Source organism: Mycolicibacterium flavescens, assembly GCF_001722335.1.
GTDB classification, from domain to species: domain Bacteria; phylum Actinomycetota; class Actinomycetes; order Mycobacteriales; family Mycobacteriaceae; genus Mycobacterium; species Mycobacterium flavescens.
In genome coordinates this window covers 38,812-53,291 of the sequence record NZ_MIHA01000021.1, presented here as the reverse complement: position 1 = coordinate 53,291, position 14,480 = coordinate 38,812, and the positions used below count along the sequence as shown (strand labels likewise).

13 protein-coding genes and 2 pseudogenes are annotated in these 14,480 nt (G+C 67.3%); 8 read left to right on the top strand and 7 right to left on the bottom strand.

The annotated features are described in order from the left end of the window. Window positions 1-24 precede the first annotated feature (24 nt). The 4 genes and pseudogenes from BHQ18_RS23300 to BHQ18_RS29925 all read right to left on the bottom strand — a co-directional run bounded on the left by BHQ18_RS23300 (window position 25) and on the right by BHQ18_RS29925 (window position 3,372). Window positions 25-786 carry a CHAP domain-containing protein gene (locus BHQ18_RS23300; RefSeq protein WP_234794282.1) on the bottom strand — a complete coding sequence of 254 codons (762 nt, stop codon included), beginning with the start codon at window positions 784-786 and terminating at the stop codon, window positions 25-27. A gap of 109 nt (window positions 787-895) precedes the next feature. Further along, window positions 896-1,870, bottom strand: a pseudogene (locus tag BHQ18_RS23295) (esterase family protein); the annotation flags it as partial. 105 nt (window positions 1,871-1,975) lie between these two features. Further along, window positions 1,976-2,248 (bottom strand): DUF732 domain-containing protein, encoded by a 273-nt coding sequence (locus tag BHQ18_RS23290; protein WP_084294303.1) that lies wholly within the window; start codon window positions 2,246-2,248, stop codon window positions 1,976-1,978. A 155-nt stretch (window positions 2,249-2,403) separates the two neighbouring features. Next, window positions 2,404-3,372 carry a hypothetical protein gene (locus tag BHQ18_RS29925; RefSeq protein WP_131815730.1) on the bottom strand — a complete coding sequence of 323 codons (969 nt, stop codon included), beginning with the start codon at window positions 3,370-3,372 and terminating at the stop codon, window positions 2,404-2,406. Here BHQ18_RS29925 and BHQ18_RS29920 point away from each other — a divergent pair. Further along, window positions 3,289-4,548, top strand: coding sequence for a hypothetical protein (locus tag BHQ18_RS29920; protein ID WP_131815729.1), 1,260 nt, complete (start codon window positions 3,289-3,291; stop codon window positions 4,546-4,548). The two genes, BHQ18_RS29925 and BHQ18_RS29920, sit on opposite strands and share 84 nt — an antisense overlap. 1,046 nt (window positions 4,549-5,594) lie before the next feature. On the opposite strand, the pseudogene BHQ18_RS23280 reads toward BHQ18_RS29920, so the two are convergent. Continuing rightward, a pseudogene (locus BHQ18_RS23280) lies at window positions 5,595-6,391 on the bottom strand (superoxide dismutase family protein). 150 nt (window positions 6,392-6,541) lie between these two features. Here BHQ18_RS23280 and BHQ18_RS23275 point away from each other — a divergent pair. The 3 genes from BHQ18_RS23275 to BHQ18_RS23265 are packed head-to-tail and all read left to right on the top strand — an operon-like array spanning window position 6,542 to window position 8,130. Further along, the gene (locus BHQ18_RS23275; protein ID WP_234794281.1) at window positions 6,542-7,204 is read left to right on the top strand and encodes a hypothetical protein; all 663 of its coding nucleotides are present in this window, start codon (window positions 6,542-6,544) and stop codon (window positions 7,202-7,204) included. A 55-nt stretch (window positions 7,205-7,259) separates the two neighbouring features. Further along, entirely contained in the window at window positions 7,260-7,583 is a 324-nt protein-coding gene (locus BHQ18_RS23270) for an ArsR/SmtB family transcription factor (RefSeq protein ID WP_069416021.1), read from the top strand. A gap of 52 nt (window positions 7,584-7,635) precedes the next feature. Further along, entirely contained in the window at window positions 7,636-8,130 is a 495-nt protein-coding gene (locus BHQ18_RS23265) for an SRPBCC family protein (protein ID WP_069416020.1), read from the top strand. 7 nt (window positions 8,131-8,137) lie between these two features. Here the strand turns inward: BHQ18_RS23265 and BHQ18_RS23260 are convergent, their stop codons facing one another. After that, entirely contained in the window at window positions 8,138-9,421 is a 1,284-nt protein-coding gene (locus tag BHQ18_RS23260; RefSeq protein ID WP_069416019.1) for a H(+)/Cl(-) exchange transporter ClcA, read from the bottom strand. A gap of 191 nt (window positions 9,422-9,612) precedes the next feature. Between BHQ18_RS23260 and ehuB the strand changes: the two genes are divergently transcribed. The 4 genes from ehuB to ehuA are packed head-to-tail and all read left to right on the top strand — an operon-like array spanning window position 9,613 to window position 12,663. Next, a complete protein-coding gene (gene ehuB / locus BHQ18_RS23255) occupies window positions 9,613-10,512 on the top strand; it encodes an ectoine/hydroxyectoine ABC transporter substrate-binding protein EhuB (RefSeq protein WP_069416018.1) in 900 nt (299 codons plus the stop codon). Window positions 10,513-10,521: 9 nt separating this feature from the next. After that, the gene (gene ehuC / locus BHQ18_RS23250; RefSeq protein ID WP_069416017.1) at window positions 10,522-11,235 is read left to right on the top strand and encodes an ectoine/hydroxyectoine ABC transporter permease subunit EhuC; all 714 of its coding nucleotides are present in this window, start codon (window positions 10,522-10,524) and stop codon (window positions 11,233-11,235) included. Further along, a complete protein-coding gene (ehuD, locus tag BHQ18_RS23245) occupies window positions 11,232-11,897 on the top strand; it encodes an ectoine/hydroxyectoine ABC transporter permease subunit EhuD (RefSeq protein ID WP_109789391.1) in 666 nt (221 codons plus the stop codon). The genes ehuC and ehuD overlap by 4 nt, the downstream gene beginning before the upstream one ends. 1 nt (window position 11,898) lies before the next feature. After that, window positions 11,899-12,663, top strand: a complete 765-nt coding sequence (gene ehuA, locus BHQ18_RS23240; RefSeq protein ID WP_069416015.1) for an ectoine/hydroxyectoine ABC transporter ATP-binding protein EhuA — start codon at window positions 11,899-11,901, stop codon at window positions 12,661-12,663. 1 nt (window position 12,664) lies between these two features. On the opposite strand, the gene BHQ18_RS23235 is transcribed toward ehuA, so the two are convergent. Beyond that, window positions 12,665-14,017, bottom strand: a complete 1,353-nt coding sequence (locus tag BHQ18_RS23235; RefSeq protein ID WP_069416014.1) for an acetamidase/formamidase family protein — start codon at window positions 14,015-14,017, stop codon at window positions 12,665-12,667. Window positions 14,018-14,480: the final 463 nt, after the last annotated feature.

The following is a 14,480-nucleotide window of genomic DNA, read 5'->3' as shown; positions in this document are numbered from 1 at the left end:
CCGGCGGGGATACGAACGCGCCGGTCAGGGGAGCAAAATGTACGACATCCCGGCGGCATGCCTCACCTCCCTGGCCGACCAGACGACCAACCCGTCGCCGGTCTTGTGCGCTTCGGTGATTCCGAGGTACCGGTCGCGGCCGCGCACGTCCGTGGTGTCCACCCAGGCGACGTGGCCCGAGGCGGGCACCCCGTCGGCGCCGGGCGCGAACACGACGATCGCGCGCGGCTCAGGCGTCGTGACCACCGTCCAACCCGCGGCGCGCGCCGACGCCGCCCAGTCCCGCAGCGGCCCGCGCAGCGCCGGGTAGTGCTTTCTGTTCGAGACCTGATGCCACTTCTCCAGCGCTGCCCAGCCGGGTGTGCCGGGTTTCTCGGTGTTCGCCGCGGCCGTCTCGCCGGTCGTTGCGCGCGGTGTCGGCCCATCCTCGCAGCGCGGCACCACCGCGTCGTTGGACCCGGTGACGAGCATCGCGTCGGTCACGTAGCCGCCGGTGTCGAGGCGGTTCCAGAGATTCGTCGTCAGCCGGTAGGGGCCGCCCGCGAACTCGGCCCCGCGGGCGTGACAGACGATCACGACCCGGCTGCCGTCGGCGACCGAGCCGATCTTCTTGCTGTTTGCCGACGGCGCCGCTCGAACATTGAGCTCGCCGGATCCGGTGTTAACCGTGACCGATCTCGGTTCAGCCTGAGCGGCCGGTGTCGCCGACAGCACGGTCAGCGCGACGGCCACCGCCATGCAGGCCGAGGCCCGCTGACGGGCACGATTGATCATGATCGAGCGCACAGCCGAACCCTGTCAGGGTTTGGTGACGGAATCATAAATCGCTGATTGCGATTTGCTAATGATCATTCTCGGGCGTCGAGGCCCGGTTTGCTTGGCGGCTTCCGGGTCAGGGCTGTGCGGCGCCGAGGATGCGCAGCAGGTCGGGCTTCATCGCCTGCAGCTGCGCGCCCCAGTACCCCCAGCTGTGGGTGCCGTCGGTCGGGAAGTTGAAGACCGCGTTGCGTCCGCCGGCCGCCAGGTACTTGCGCTGGAACTCCTTGTTCGTCGACAGCGTGATGTTCTCCAGGAACTGCGCGCTGTACTGGGCGCCGAAGTTCGCGCCGGCGTCGAGGTCCGAGACCGCGCCGTTGCCGCAGTAGACCCACAGCGCGGTGTTGTTGGCAACCAGCGTGGGGATGTTGACCATCGGGTCGTTGCGCCGCCACGCCGGGTCCGACGTCGGGCCCCACATGTTGGTCGCGCTGTAGCCGCCCGCATCCTTCATCGAGAACCCGATCAGCGTGGGCCACAACCCCGTTGACGGGTTCAGGTAGCCCGACAGCGACGCCGCGAAGATGAACTGCAGCGGATGCCAGGTGGCCAGGTTCAGCGCCGCGCTGCCCGACATCGACAGCCCCACGACCGCGTTGCCGGTGGGCGACTGTCCCCGGTTGGCGGCGAGCCACCCCGGGAGTTCCTGGGTCAAGAACGTCTCCCACTTGTAGGTGACGGTGCCCGCGCTGCCGGTCGCCGGCTGGTACCAGTCGGTGTAAAAGCTGGACTGTCCGCCGACGGGCATGACCACCGAGACGCCGGACTGGTAGAACCACTCGAACGCGCCGGTGTTGATGTCCCACCCGTTCGCGTCCTCCTGCGCGCGAAGTCCGTCGAGCAGATAGACCGCATGCGGTCCGCCGCCCTGAAATTGCACGCGGATGTTGCGGCCCATCGACGGCGACGGCACCTCCAGCACCTCGACGGGCAGTCCGTCACGCGAATACGCTGCGGCCGTTGGTATCTGAACCACCGAAGCCAGCAGCAGCGCCGTCAACAGCACACTGCAGAACTTGCCGAGCGAACGCCTCACGATCGCAGCCACACCCATCTGTCGCACGGTCACCTATGCGGGGCAAGTTAGCAGCGACAGCGGGCGGTTCACGGGTGGCGCGCGCCGCTTGATCGGCTCGTTACCAAAGCTTGTCGCGAGCGTTCAGCACCCGAGTTCGACGACGGCGGTGCTGACGATGTCGCCCGCCGCCGGTACCGAGGTGCCGAGCAGGTCGCGCACCATCATCACCGACTCCGACGCCGGGACGCCCTGGCGCGCCGCCGCGCAGACCTGGTGGCCCGCCGCGAGGAGTTGGTCGGGCGTCAGGTAGACGTACTGGTCCTGCAGCTTCCGCAGGAATTCGGCCTCGTCGGCTGCCGCGGGGGCGGCGAATGTCAACGCCGCGATCACCGCGGCGGTCAGCGTGCTGAGCACTGAACGCAACTGGCTCACCTCCGGTGGAGCGGGATGTCGGTGGTCTCCGGCCCCTCGGATGTGAACGGCCATTCACGAATGTACCCGTTCTGACGCCGACGCAGAATCGGCCCCTTCCAACGAGTGGAAGGGGCCGATTCGCGGTATGCGATCAGTTACTCCGAGTCACCGCCGCCGGAGTCGGAGCCACCGCCGGACCCGGAACCTCCGCCGGATCCGGAGCCGCCGCCGGAGCCGGAGCCGCCGCCGGAGTCAGAGCCACCGCCCGCCGAGCTGCCGCCCGCGGAACCGCCGGTCGACGAACCACCGGTCGACGAGCCGCCGGTCGACGAACTCGAGGAGTCGTCGCTGTCGGTGTCGTCGGAGGCAGACGTGTCGGTGGTGACCTTCTTGTCGTTGACCTTCTTCTTGTTGGTCGGCTTCTTGGCCGGCTTGGTGTCGCCGGTATCCCCCGAATCGTCGGCCGCGTTGTCAACGCCCGTTCCGCCGGTGTTCGACGTTCCGGTGCCCGCCGCGCTGTCGCCGGCTGCCGTGTTGGTGACTGCCCTGTTGGTGACAGCCGTGTTGGTGACAGCGGCCGACCTGGCACCGGCGGCGGGCTGCGCCTCGGCCCCACCCGCCGCGAGCGAGGTGCGCACCGAGTTCGGGATCTCCGAGGCCTCGTCGACCGACACATCCAGGGTGCCGACTGCGCCGGCTCCCGGCGGGGTGAGCGCGTTCTGGATGGCCTTGCCGATCGCGCCGAGCACGGCTTCGGTCGCGTCGCCGACGCCCTTCAAGCCGAACTGGACCAGATCACCGGTGCCGCCGATACCGAACTGCACCAGGCGCCCCGTACCGTCGATACCGAACTGCACCAGGTCGCCGGTGCCGCCGATGGCCCACTCCCCGATCTCGCCGAGCGAGCCGAGCGCGAACTGGATGGCGTCACCGGGTTCGGCCTGCGCGGTTATCGCCCTGGCGGCCAACGGTTCCACCTCTTCGGGCGGTGAAACCGCCGGGAGGAACCCGACGATCACGTTGAGCAGCGCCTGCACCAGTTGACCGGTCTCACCGAGCAGGAACTCCGCGCCGTTACCGAGCTCACCGAGCCCGAACTGCGTCAGATCGCCGAGCCCGCCCACGACGAACTCGGTGAACTGGCCGGCACCATCGATGCCGAACTGCACCGCCTGACCCAACTCACCCAACAGGAACTGAACCAGGTCACCGGCATCACCCGCACTGACCGCCTGCGGGCCAACCAAGCTGGCCGCCAACAGTTCCGGCGCCTCAGGCTCCGGAGCCGCCGGAAGGAACCCGACAATCAGATTGAGCAGCGCCTGCACCAGCTGACCGGTCTCACCGAGCAGGAACTCCGCGCCGTTACCGAGCTCACCGATCCCGAACTCCGTCAGATCACCCAAACCACCCAACAAGAACTGGGTGAACTGACCGGCACCACCGATACCGAACTGCACCGCCTGACCCAACTCACCCAACAGGAACTGAACCAGGTCACCGGCATCACCCGCACTGACCGCCTGCGGGCCAACCAAGCTGGCCGCCAACAGTTCCGGCGCCTCAGGCTCCGGAGCCGCCGGAAGGAACCCGACAATCAGATTGAGCAGCGCCTGCACCAGCTGACCGGTCTCACCGAGCAGGAACTCCGCACCGTTACCGAGCTCACCGATCCCGAACTCCGTCAGATCACCCAGACCACCCAACAAGAACTGGGTGAACTGACCGGCACCACCGATACCGAACTGCACCGCCTGACCCAACTCACCCAACAGGAACTGAATCAGATCACCGGCATCACCCGCACTCACCGCCTGCGGGCCAACCAGGCTGGCCGATGCGGCCGTGCGGTTCACGTTGCCGGTGAAGTTGCCGAGGGCACCCTGGACCGCGTCACCGACGGCGCCGAGGCCGAACTCCGTCAGGTCGCCGGCGCTACCGATGCCGAACTGCACGAGATCGCCGGTACCCCCGATCGCGAACCGGGTCAGATCACCGGCGCCGCCGATCGCGAACTGAGTGAGCTGGCCGAGTTGGCCGGCGTAGTAGTTGAGCGCACTGCTGAGGCTGGTGAGCTCCAGCGGTTGGTTACTGACCGATCTCGGCGCGACATTCTGTTGGGGCGACGCGGTAGGGACCACGTTCACCGGAGCCACCGTGATCACGCTGGCTCCAACGATCGCTACACCGGTGGTCACATATGGACGAATTGCGAGTTTCATGTGATCCCCCTCATAGGGCTGTTGAGACAGCAAAGAAATTACCACGCCAAGGCAAAGGAAGAAATGCATTGCCACTGATGCATCGCAAATTGTCTAGCGCGTAAGACGCCCGCTTTCGGCAACGCCGCGCGGCGAAGTTAGCTGAGACGGCCGGCGCGGTGCAGAATGGGTGACAACGCCGGCACAAGATCGGCTTCCGGACGCATCAGACAATCGGGACTCGGCCTCCGGGAACGCAAACCATCCGGCTTTGCTGAGACAGATACATACGCGCCGTTGTATGACCATTTCAGCCCAAACTTCGACCGTGCTGAATTTCCTACCTCCATTCCCTCGGGCGGGTTCGCTGAAAGTGACGGACGACGGAGGTCGTCTGGTCACGAGCCCATTGCGGTGCGATAACGCCGCGATCCCGCCCCAGCGAGGGGCCACCCGGAATTCGCTGGTAGAGCGTGGGATCGGCCCTGTCGACGTACCGGGACACGGCCGCTCGCACGTCGTCGGCGCGGCGGTTCCGAGCGCTTCGCCCAGAGAAGCGCTCCGGCGGCCCGGTCATCGCTGCGTGCGTGATTCGGTGTCCGCCGAAATGCGCACCCGGCCGGCTTCCGATGTGGCGAACAAGTTCCCCTGAGGTGGGTTTGAGACCGACTCGCCAGGGGTATCGCCTCTGGACTTGCACCGGGGGAATTCCGACTTGACGGCGGTTGCTGGGACAGATCCGGAGCCTGAAGTCGGAACCGCTGAGCAAACTTGGCCGAGCGCCCTATACGCCATTGCGACGGCCATATTCCGACGTGCGCATAAATCGGACCGAGGCCCGGGTTTTGACATATTTGTCACGCCGCGGCCGATCGGTAAATGAACGCAGAATGTCGGCGGGGATGCGCCCGTATTGCGGTGCTCCTGTGCGCTGCGGGTTGAATACCGAAATGCCGAGACGACTCGCACTCAGCGTTGTCGGGGTCGGTGTCGTACGCACAGCGGGACGGTCTCCCTCGATCCCCGGGTCCAGGGCGAGCAGCGCAGGAACCGGCTGCTACTCGAGGACGGCCTCGAACGCCACGGCCTGCAGAACTACGAGCTGGAGTGGCGGCACTTCACCTTCGAGCCGGTGACCTGAGCCGTCACGGCGTAGGCGGGTTCTCCGAAGTCGGGCTCGGCACCGCAGTGGTGGTCACCGTCGTCTCGGTGACGGTGCTGGTCTCGGTCGGCGGGCTGACCGTCGTTGTCGTCGGCGACGGCGATGTCGGCGGCGGTGTTTCGGTCACGGTGGCGGGCGGCGGGGGCGCGACGGCGGTCGTCGTGACCACCGATGTGGAGGTGACGGTCGAAACCGAGGCAGTCGCACTGGCGGGGCTGATCACACCGCAGGCCAGCTTGACGTCGGCCCCCTTGGTGGCGCCGGGCAGGTCGGCGCCCTCGTGCAGGATGATCGACGATCCGTCCGGGCCGGTGAGTTGGTCCTCGGTGAACGCGTCGCTGGTCGCGACGAGCCGGCCGGCACCGTCGGAGCGCACCAGCAGCGGGGAAGGTCTCCGCTGGCGGGCATACCGGTCTGCCCGGGGGCCTGCAGATGCCCGCCCGCCGAGTTGAAGTCGCCGGCGGGTCCGCCATCGGGAGCGGTCGAGTTCGGCTCACACCGGCCGAACGTGTGCAGGTGCAGACCGTGGAAGCCCGGAGACAGGGCGCCGGGCCCCGTGGTCTCGACGGTCACGGTCGCATAGCCGTCGGTGAAGTCGATGGTCGCATTGGCGACGGAGGTGCCGTCGGCGGTCTTGAGCTCGGTGGTCAGCGCTTGCGCGCCGGACTCGGCGCTTGTCGTGGTGGTCGCTTCGGTGTCCGACGACTCGTTGGCGCATCCGCTCAGGACGACGGCCGGTGTTGCGAGGGCGGCGATGGCGACGATGGCATGCCTGTTCATGCCGTGCTCCTACCCCTACCCCGACGGGGACAAACCCCGCGGGGCCCGTCGCCGATCCGGCCCCGTTGCGGGGCGGCGAAATAACTTGAGACTCCGGCCGTTTGCAAAAACTGACAGCTCAGTCAAAGCGGTTGGACTACTTTTGCTGGTGTGGAACCGCCCCACAGCTACCTGCAGGAAGCTTCCGCTTCGGTGGTGCACCACGGGGACTACCTGAACCGGCGCGACGATCACGCGCTGTGCGGGCGGGCGCTGCAGCGCCCGACGCGCCTCGATTCCGGCCGCTCACCGGACAGGGTATGCCCCGACTGCGAGGCCATGCTGCTCGAATATCACGTCGCGTGGTGGCGGGAGACCGCGTTGTCCGCGGTGGCCGAGCTCGAGGAGCTGCGCGCTTCGCGCCGTGAACCGGAGGTCGCCGCCGACGACGTCCCCCAGCCCCGCGTCACCGCGGAGATCGAGGCACAAGCAGACGGGGAGGGGGCGGCTTTCCTCGATCGCGCCCGCCGGGAGCTGCTCGAGCTGTGCCGCCAGTTCGACGGCGCGGTCCCCTACTGGCGCCTCAAGAACGCGATGCAGGCGTTCAGCGACGGCCTCGGCACCGAGGAGCGGGTCGCGCTGGCCGAGGAGATCGGCGCCGACGGTTCGCTGATCCGTTGGTGCACAGGCGAAGCCGAACGCCTGGGATGGAACGTGACGAACAGCCCGGTGCAGGCGGAGAACGAAGTGATGTGGGACGCCTGGAAGCACGACGCATACCAGACGCCGAAGAAGACCAAGTGGCGTCTGGGCAGGTCGCGATCCAACGACTGAGCACTGCACGACGTATTCCTTGACAGGAATATGTCGTGGCGGTTAGCTTCGTGTCATGCAGTCGACGACCTTCGGCGCGCTGGCCGAGCCAAGTCGTCTCAAGATCGTCGAATTGCTGCGCGCAGGACCGCTTTCCGTGGGTGAGATCGCCGAGAGACTCGAGATCCGCCAGCCACAGGTCAGCAAACACCTTCGCGTGTTGGGTGATTCGGGCATCGTCACCGGTGAGGCCTTGGCCAGGCAGCGGATCTACCGTCTCGAGGCGGCGCCGTTCGAGGAGATCGGTCGATGGGCCGAGTCGTTCGCCCAGCTGTGGGAGTCGCGGCTCGACTCGCTCGGCGACTTCCTGGAGTCGATGACCGAGCGTGACAAACCCTGAACGCTCTGTCGCACAACGCAATCACACGTCCACAACCGAAACCGAGGACACCATGATCTTGCAGCTGTTCAAGAAGACCAAGACCCTGAACTTCGAACGCGCGTACCCCGCCCCGATTGCGACGGTGTGGCAGGCGTGGACAGACCCGGAGATGTTGCGCCAGTGGTGGGGTCCGGAAAAGACGTTCATCCCCGAATGCGAGGTCGACCTCACGGTCGGCGGCCGGATCTACCTCGTCATGGAGGCCGGCCAGGAGATGGGCAAGTACCAGGGCACCCGCTGGCCGATGGCCGGCACGTTCACCCACATCGAGAACGGTGTGCGGTTGACCTACGACGCCCGATCGTGGACCGAGGGCGAGGAGGACGGTTCGACGATCGAGCATGTCAACGACATCACGCTGACCGAGCGCGACGGCAAGACCGTCGTGCAGTTGCAGATCACGATCACCAACATCGGCGCGAAGGCGAAGATGGCCGCGTTCGGCATGAAGTGGGGTTACAAGGCCTCGCTGGACAAGCTCGAAAAGCTCCTGTCGGCACGGTGACACGCGCTCACGCCGCACCGTCGCGGTCGGTGGCCATGCGTTCGCGCAGGCTGTCGTAGATCGGCGGGGCCCTCAGCAGTTCGGCGACCAGGACCGCGGCGGCGACACCGCCGAGCATCGGCACGGCCACCGTCGTCGTCGCGGTCATCTCGATCACCAACACCAGCGCGGTGAGCGGCGCGCGGACCGTCGCCGCGAAGAACGCCGCCATCCCTACGATCGCCATCGGCAGCGCCAGAGACGATGCGCTGCCCGGCCACACCGCGTCGAACCCGCCGACGAACAACACCCCCCACAGCGTGCCCAGCGCCAGCAGCGGCGCGAACAGGCCGCCCGGCACCGCGGCGGCATACGACAGCGGCCCGGCGAAGAACCGCAGCACAAGCAACCCCGCCACCACCGGAAGCACCAGGCTGTCCCCGCCGAGCAGCATCTGGGTCAGGGTGTCACCGCCACCCACGGCGAGCGGGTCGACGAAGGCCACGAACCCGATGATCGCGCCGATCACGGCGGCCTTCACGATGGTCGGCACGCGGCGCACTGCGCCGACGCGGTCCAGGAACCCGAGGACGACGCGGTTGTAGAGCACCCCGAGCACGCCGGTCAGCAGACCGAACACGATGAACAACGGAAGCCAGGACAGCGAGGGCGACTCGAGGGCCGCGACATCGAAGTCCGGTTGGTCACCGATGACGAGCCGCGAGCACCCGACAGCGGTGGCGGTCGCCAGGATCGTCGCCAGCACGGTCAACAGCCGGAATGACTTGGCGACCTCCTCCAGCGTGAACAGGGCGCCGCCGATCGGCGCGTTGAACGCGACCGCGAGCCCGGCACCGCCGAGCGCCGACTGGAGCATCCTCGCATCGGAGTCCGGGACGCGGGCCCGGCGCGCGGCCTCCGCGCCGATCGCCGCGCCCATGTGCACGGTCGGCCCCTCGCGGCCCAGCACCAACCCGGAGCCGATCGCCAGTACTCCCCCGACGAACTTGGCGGGCAACAACCGAAATTGCGGTGAACGCGCGTGACCCTTGAACACCGCCTCCACATGCTGGATACCGCTGCCCGCCGCGAGCGGCATCCAGCGCACGACCAGCGCGGCGAGCGTCGCGCCTGCAGCGGCCGCGGCGATGGGAAGCAGCCAACCCGGGCCCGCCAGACGGTGAGTCCAGTCGACGAAGTCGATCCGCAGCACCTCCGCCTTCTGCAGGCACCAGCGGAACGCGCCGCCGACGAAACCGATGACGACGCCGGCGGCCATCGCGGTCACGCAGACCAGCACCGCGCCCTGCATGGGCTCGGACGGCGGCTGCGGCCTCACTGTTGACGGTTCCCTCTCGACTGGCGCGTATCACCCTGTCACAAAACGGCGTCCGCGACGTGCCAGTTGCTGCCGGACCTTTGACCCGATCGCGCATTACACATACGTTCAGTACACCGACGCTGTCATCTGTGCGAACACGTGGATACGAAAAGGGATTGGTCATGGCCAGCTGGATACGACGGAAACTCATCAGGTTCGGTGCGACGACCGCGGCGCTCGCCCTCGGGGCGGCGACACTCGCGGGATGTTCGCAAGTGCCGGAGGCGGGCGAAGGCGGCACGCTGCAACGGTTACGCGACGCCGGCACCGTGAAAATCGGAATCGCCGGTGAGGTGCCCTACGGGTACACCGAGAACGGCGAGGTCACCGGCGAGGCGCCCGAGGTCGCCAAGGCCGTGTTCGCCGCGATGGGCATCGACAACGTCGACGCCACCCAGGTCGAGTTCAGCCAGCTCATCCCCGCACTGAACGCCGGCCAGTACGACATGGTGGCCGCCGGGATGGCGATCCTGCCGAACCGCTGTGCCAACGCCCAGTTCTCGGCCGTCGACTACGTCACCCCGACCGCGATGCTCGTGCCGCAAGGCAATCCGCAGAACGTCAACACCTTCGACGACATCAAGGCCAAGGGCCTGCCGCTGGCCGTGCTGTCGGGCACCGTCGAGGAAGCCGTCGCACAGTCACTGGGCATCCCGGCCAACCTCATCCAGCCGTACCAGGGGCAGCCGGAGATGCTGCAGGCACTTCTGGACGGCCGCGCCTACGCCGGCGCCCTGACCGATATCTCGTTGCGCCGCATGCTCGCCGACAATCCCGGGGTGCCGCTTCAGGTGACCGAGGGCTTCGTGCCCGTCGTCGACGGCAAGGAACAGATCCAGGCCGGCGGCTTCGTGTTCCGCAAGGGCGACGACGAACTGGTCGAGGAGTTCAACGCCAAACTCAAGGATCTGCACACCAGCGGCGACTGGTTGCGCATTGTCGAACCGTTCGGCTTCACCGAGGACAACGTGCCGCCCGAAGACGTGACCACCCAGCAACTGTGCGAGGCGGAGCCCAGCTAGGTCGAGCCGATGTTCGACAATGTCGGGCTGTTCGTCGAGACCATCTCCGAAGGACTGCTTCTGACGGTCCAGGCGACCGTCGGCGGCATCCTGCTGGCCACCGTGCTGTCGTTCGTGGCCGGGCTGGCGATGCTGTCGCGGTGGCGGCTGGTGCGTGCACTGGCCCGGGTTTACGTCGAGATCTGGCGCGGGACATCGGAAGTCGTCCAGCTGATGTGGATCTACTTCGTGCTGCCGGTCCTCGTCGGCTACCAGATCGTGCCGTTGGCCGCCGGTATCGCGGTGCTGGGGCTGAACTTCGGCGCCTACGGAGCGGAGATCGTGCGCGGCGCGGTGCAGTCGGTGCCGCGGGCGCAGTACGAAGGTGCCATCGCGCTGAGCCTGAGTCCGCGACAGCGGATGATGCGGGTGATCCTGCCGCAGGCGATGGTGGAGATGGTGCCGCCGTTCAACAACCTGTTCATCCAGCTACTCAAGGGCAGTTCGCTTCTGACGATCATCACCGTGCACGAGATGACCTATCAGGCGCGTGAAGTCCTCATCGACCGGTTCATCTCCGAGGCCGCCACCATCTGGACCATCGTGCTGCTGTTCTACCTGGCGTTGGCGGTGTGCATCACCGCCGCCATGCGGTGGCTGGAGCGCCGCGCCGCCGCGATGGTGGGGCGTACCCCGCAGCCGCGCCGCGGGCTGATGTCGATGCTGGGCCGCGGGGTGCGCTGACCGTGGTCTGGGACTGGCAGTACGCCTGGGACGTGTTCCCGGACATCGCGATCAACGGGCTGCGTATCACGTTGGTGGCCACCGTGCTCGGTTCGCTGGTGGCGTACGCGCTGGGCCTGGTGCTCGCGCTGCTCCGCCGCTCGCGGTTCACGCTGGTGCGCACGGCGACCTGGGGGTTCGTCGAGTTCGTCCGCAGCACACCGCTTCTGGTTCAGATCTTCTTCTTCTTTTTCGTGCTGCCCGACTTCGGCGTGCAGTTCGATCCGCTGACCACCGGGGTGATCGCCCTGGGTCTGCACTACGCCACCTACACCGCCGAGGTGTACCGCGCCGGCATCGAGGCGGTCCCGCGGGGGCAGTGGGACGCCGCCGTCGCGCTGAGCCTGCCGCGGGTGCGGACCTGGACGGCGGTGATCCTCCCCCAGGCCGTGCCGCGGGTGCTGCCCGCGCTCGGCAACTACACGATCTCCATGCTCAAGGAGACCCCGCTGCTGTTGATGATCGGGGTCCTCGACATCGTCGGCGTGGCGAACCAACTCGGCTCGCGGGCGTTCCGCTACGTCGAGCCGATCACCATCGCCGGTGTGCTGTTCCTCGTGCTCAGCTATGCGGCTTCCCTACTCGTCCGATGGATGGAGCGACGTGTCCGATACGCCCACTGAGATGATCCGGTTCGACCAGGTGGTCAAGCGCTTCGGTGACGACGTGGTGCTCGACTGCCTTGACTTCAGCGTCGCACCAGGGGAATTCGTCACGCTCATCGGGCCCAGCGGCTGCGGCAAGACGACGATCCTGCGGCTGCTGATGACGCTCGAGCAGGTCAGCGCGGGCCGCATCTACATCGGCGGGGAGTGCCTGAGCCACATGACGCGCCGCGGCCGCGAGGTGCCCGCCGACGAGAAACACCAGCGGCGGCTGCGTAAGCGGGTCGGGATGGTGTTCCAGCAGTTCAACCTGTTTCCCAACATGCGGGTGCGACGCAACATCACCGAGGCGCCGATCCATTCGCTGGGGCTGTCCCGCGGGGAAGCCGAAAGCCGGGCCGACGACCTGCTGGCGCTGGTGGGTCTGGCCGACAGGGCCGACAGCCACCCGTCGCAGTTGTCGGGTGGCCAGCAGCAGCGGGTCGCGATCGCGCGCGCCCTGGCGATGCAACCCGACGTGCTGCTGCTCGACGAGGTGACTTCGGCGCTGGACCCCGAACTGGTGGCCGATGTGCTCGCGCTGCTGAAGGACATCGCGAGCACCACCGACATCACGTTCCTGTGCGTCACCCACGAGATGAGCTTCGCCCGCGACGTCTCCGACCGCGTCATGATGCTCAACGCGGGCACGGTAATCGAGCACGGCCCGCCCGAGAAGATCTTCACCGCGCCCGAGCACGAACGCACCCGCGAGTTCCTGCGCGCCGTGCTGGCCCTCGGATAGCTCAGGCCGCGAAGTGAGACTTGAAGATCTGGCCGTGCACCCCGACCGTGCGGTCGACGACCTGCGAGATCGTGAAGTTCGAGGTGGCCGACAGATACGCGTAGGCGGTCGCCCGGTCCATGCCCTGATCGGTCTCGAGGAAGTCCAGCGCGTTGACGACGGCCCGTCGCATCGCGATCCCCAGATCGCTGCCCTGTTCCCCGATCGAACCGTCCGGATCCGACAGCCCGATCGGCACCCAGGCGTCACCGGTCTCGGCGAACGGGTAGGCGTAGGCCACCGACGGCGCGTCCCCGGATCCCGGCTTGCACACGGTCAGCCGGTACGTGCCGCGCAGCGACCCCTCCATCGCGGTCAGTGCGGCCTCGCCGTCGCCCATCGCCATGTGCGGATCGCCGACGTAGAACAGCGCGCCTTCGGCGAAGACCGGCAGATACAGCGTCGAGCCCTCGCCGAGTAGGCGGATGTCGATGTTGCCCCCGCCGAGTGTCGGCGGGATCGAGTTCGCCGACGCCGCAGTCATTTCGCGGTCCTGCGAGTACGCGACGCCCATCATGCCCATGAACGGCGCGAGCGGGAACCGCACCCGCGCGTCGCCGTAGGACATCACGCCGTGGCCGTCCTCGACGGCGGTGAACGTGGAGACGTTGCCGTACTGCGTCGGGTTCGCGCTGGGTCTGCCGTCGGTGGCGACGGGCGGCATGACCTCGTCGAGCGTGATACCCGCGGGCGGGGTGCCGTCGGCCTTGCACCCCAGCGCTCCTTTGCCGTGGCGGCTCGAGACCACACCGTACGGGACGCGCGGGATCGCCTGCAGTGTCTCAATTTTCAGGACATCTCCGGGCTGGGCGCCTTCGACGAAGACCGGCCCGGTCACCACGTGCGGACCGTCCTTGTCGAAGTTGCGGTGCGTGCGACGGTAATCGGCGGCCACGGCGATCGCGTCCTGTAGCACGTCGCCCTCGTCGACGCCCTCGGCGGCGAAGTACTCGACGGGGTTGCGTCCCTGGTCTTCGAGGATCCCCTCGTGCGAGACCGTGTCGATGGTGACCGTCTGCCCGGATTTCATCCGCATCACCGCCGCGGCGTGCACGGTGGGCACGTAGCCCCACAGCACCTGGTCGGGATCCGACTGCAGATAGTGGTCCCCGGTGATCTCCCCCTGACCGGGCTGCAGAACGTCGAAATCCGTTGTCGCTCCGGCGGCCTGCGGGGTGTCCTTGGTTGTGCAGGCGCCGAGGGTGGTGGCGATGCCGGCCCCCGCGCCGACCGCGGCAACGGCCCGGACGAAGTCGCGTCGGCCGATTCCTCTGCTGATCGTCTCGGCGGCGTCGCGCGCGAACGACTCACTCATCACATGACCTCCGGTAGTTCGGTCCGGCCGAAGCTACCGACGCGGTGTTGCGCCGATGTTGCGGTGAGGTTTACGAAGCCGGCGCCGACACCTGCGTCGGCCCCGGTCTGCGGTGCTTCCGGGCCGCCTGGGGCGGCGATCCAGCTAACAACTCGGCCGAGGAGCACTCCGCCCGGGCGGCAGGCGGAGGACGCTCGTCACCCGTTTACCACTGATGCAAACGCGCGGGTCACAGCAGGTAGATCAAGATCATGACAACAGTTTGCCGGACCTAGGAGGTGTGTCGTCGCAGCTCGTCGGGTCCAGTTTGCACATCAAGCACTGCGGCCGCGGTTTCGACAGGCCTTGGCAAGAGTCGGAGCCGACCGGTCCGCTGCGTTTCAGCGCCGCCACAGCCGACATGACGACCGTGGCCCGCGTCCAAATCGCATTTCAGAGGTGTTTTCAACCGTCTGTCGGATTC

What these genes read in the sequence shown, in the direction of transcription:
- BHQ18_RS23270 (WP_069416021.1), top strand. Translation starts at nt 7,260, where the DNA reads ATGCAGTCGACGACCTTCGGCGCGCTGGCCGAGCCAAGTCGTCTCAAG.
- ehuA (WP_069416015.1), top strand. Translation starts at nt 11,899, where the DNA reads ATGATCCGGTTCGACCAGGTGGTCAAGCGCTTCGGTGACGACGTGGTG.
- ehuB (WP_069416018.1), top strand. Translation starts at nt 9,613, where the DNA reads ATGGCCAGCTGGATACGACGGAAACTCATCAGGTTCGGTGCGACGACC.
- ehuC (WP_069416017.1), top strand. Translation starts at nt 10,522, where the DNA reads ATGTTCGACAATGTCGGGCTGTTCGTCGAGACCATCTCCGAAGGACTG.
- BHQ18_RS23265 (WP_069416020.1), top strand. Translation starts at nt 7,636, where the DNA reads ATGATCTTGCAGCTGTTCAAGAAGACCAAGACCCTGAACTTCGAACGC.
- BHQ18_RS23260 (WP_069416019.1), bottom strand. Translation starts at nt 9,421, where the DNA reads ATGCAGGGCGCGGTGCTGGTCTGCGTGACCGCGATGGCCGCCGGCGTC.
- BHQ18_RS23235 (WP_069416014.1), bottom strand. Translation starts at nt 14,017, where the DNA reads ATGAGTGAGTCGTTCGCGCGCGACGCCGCCGAGACGATCAGCAGAGGA.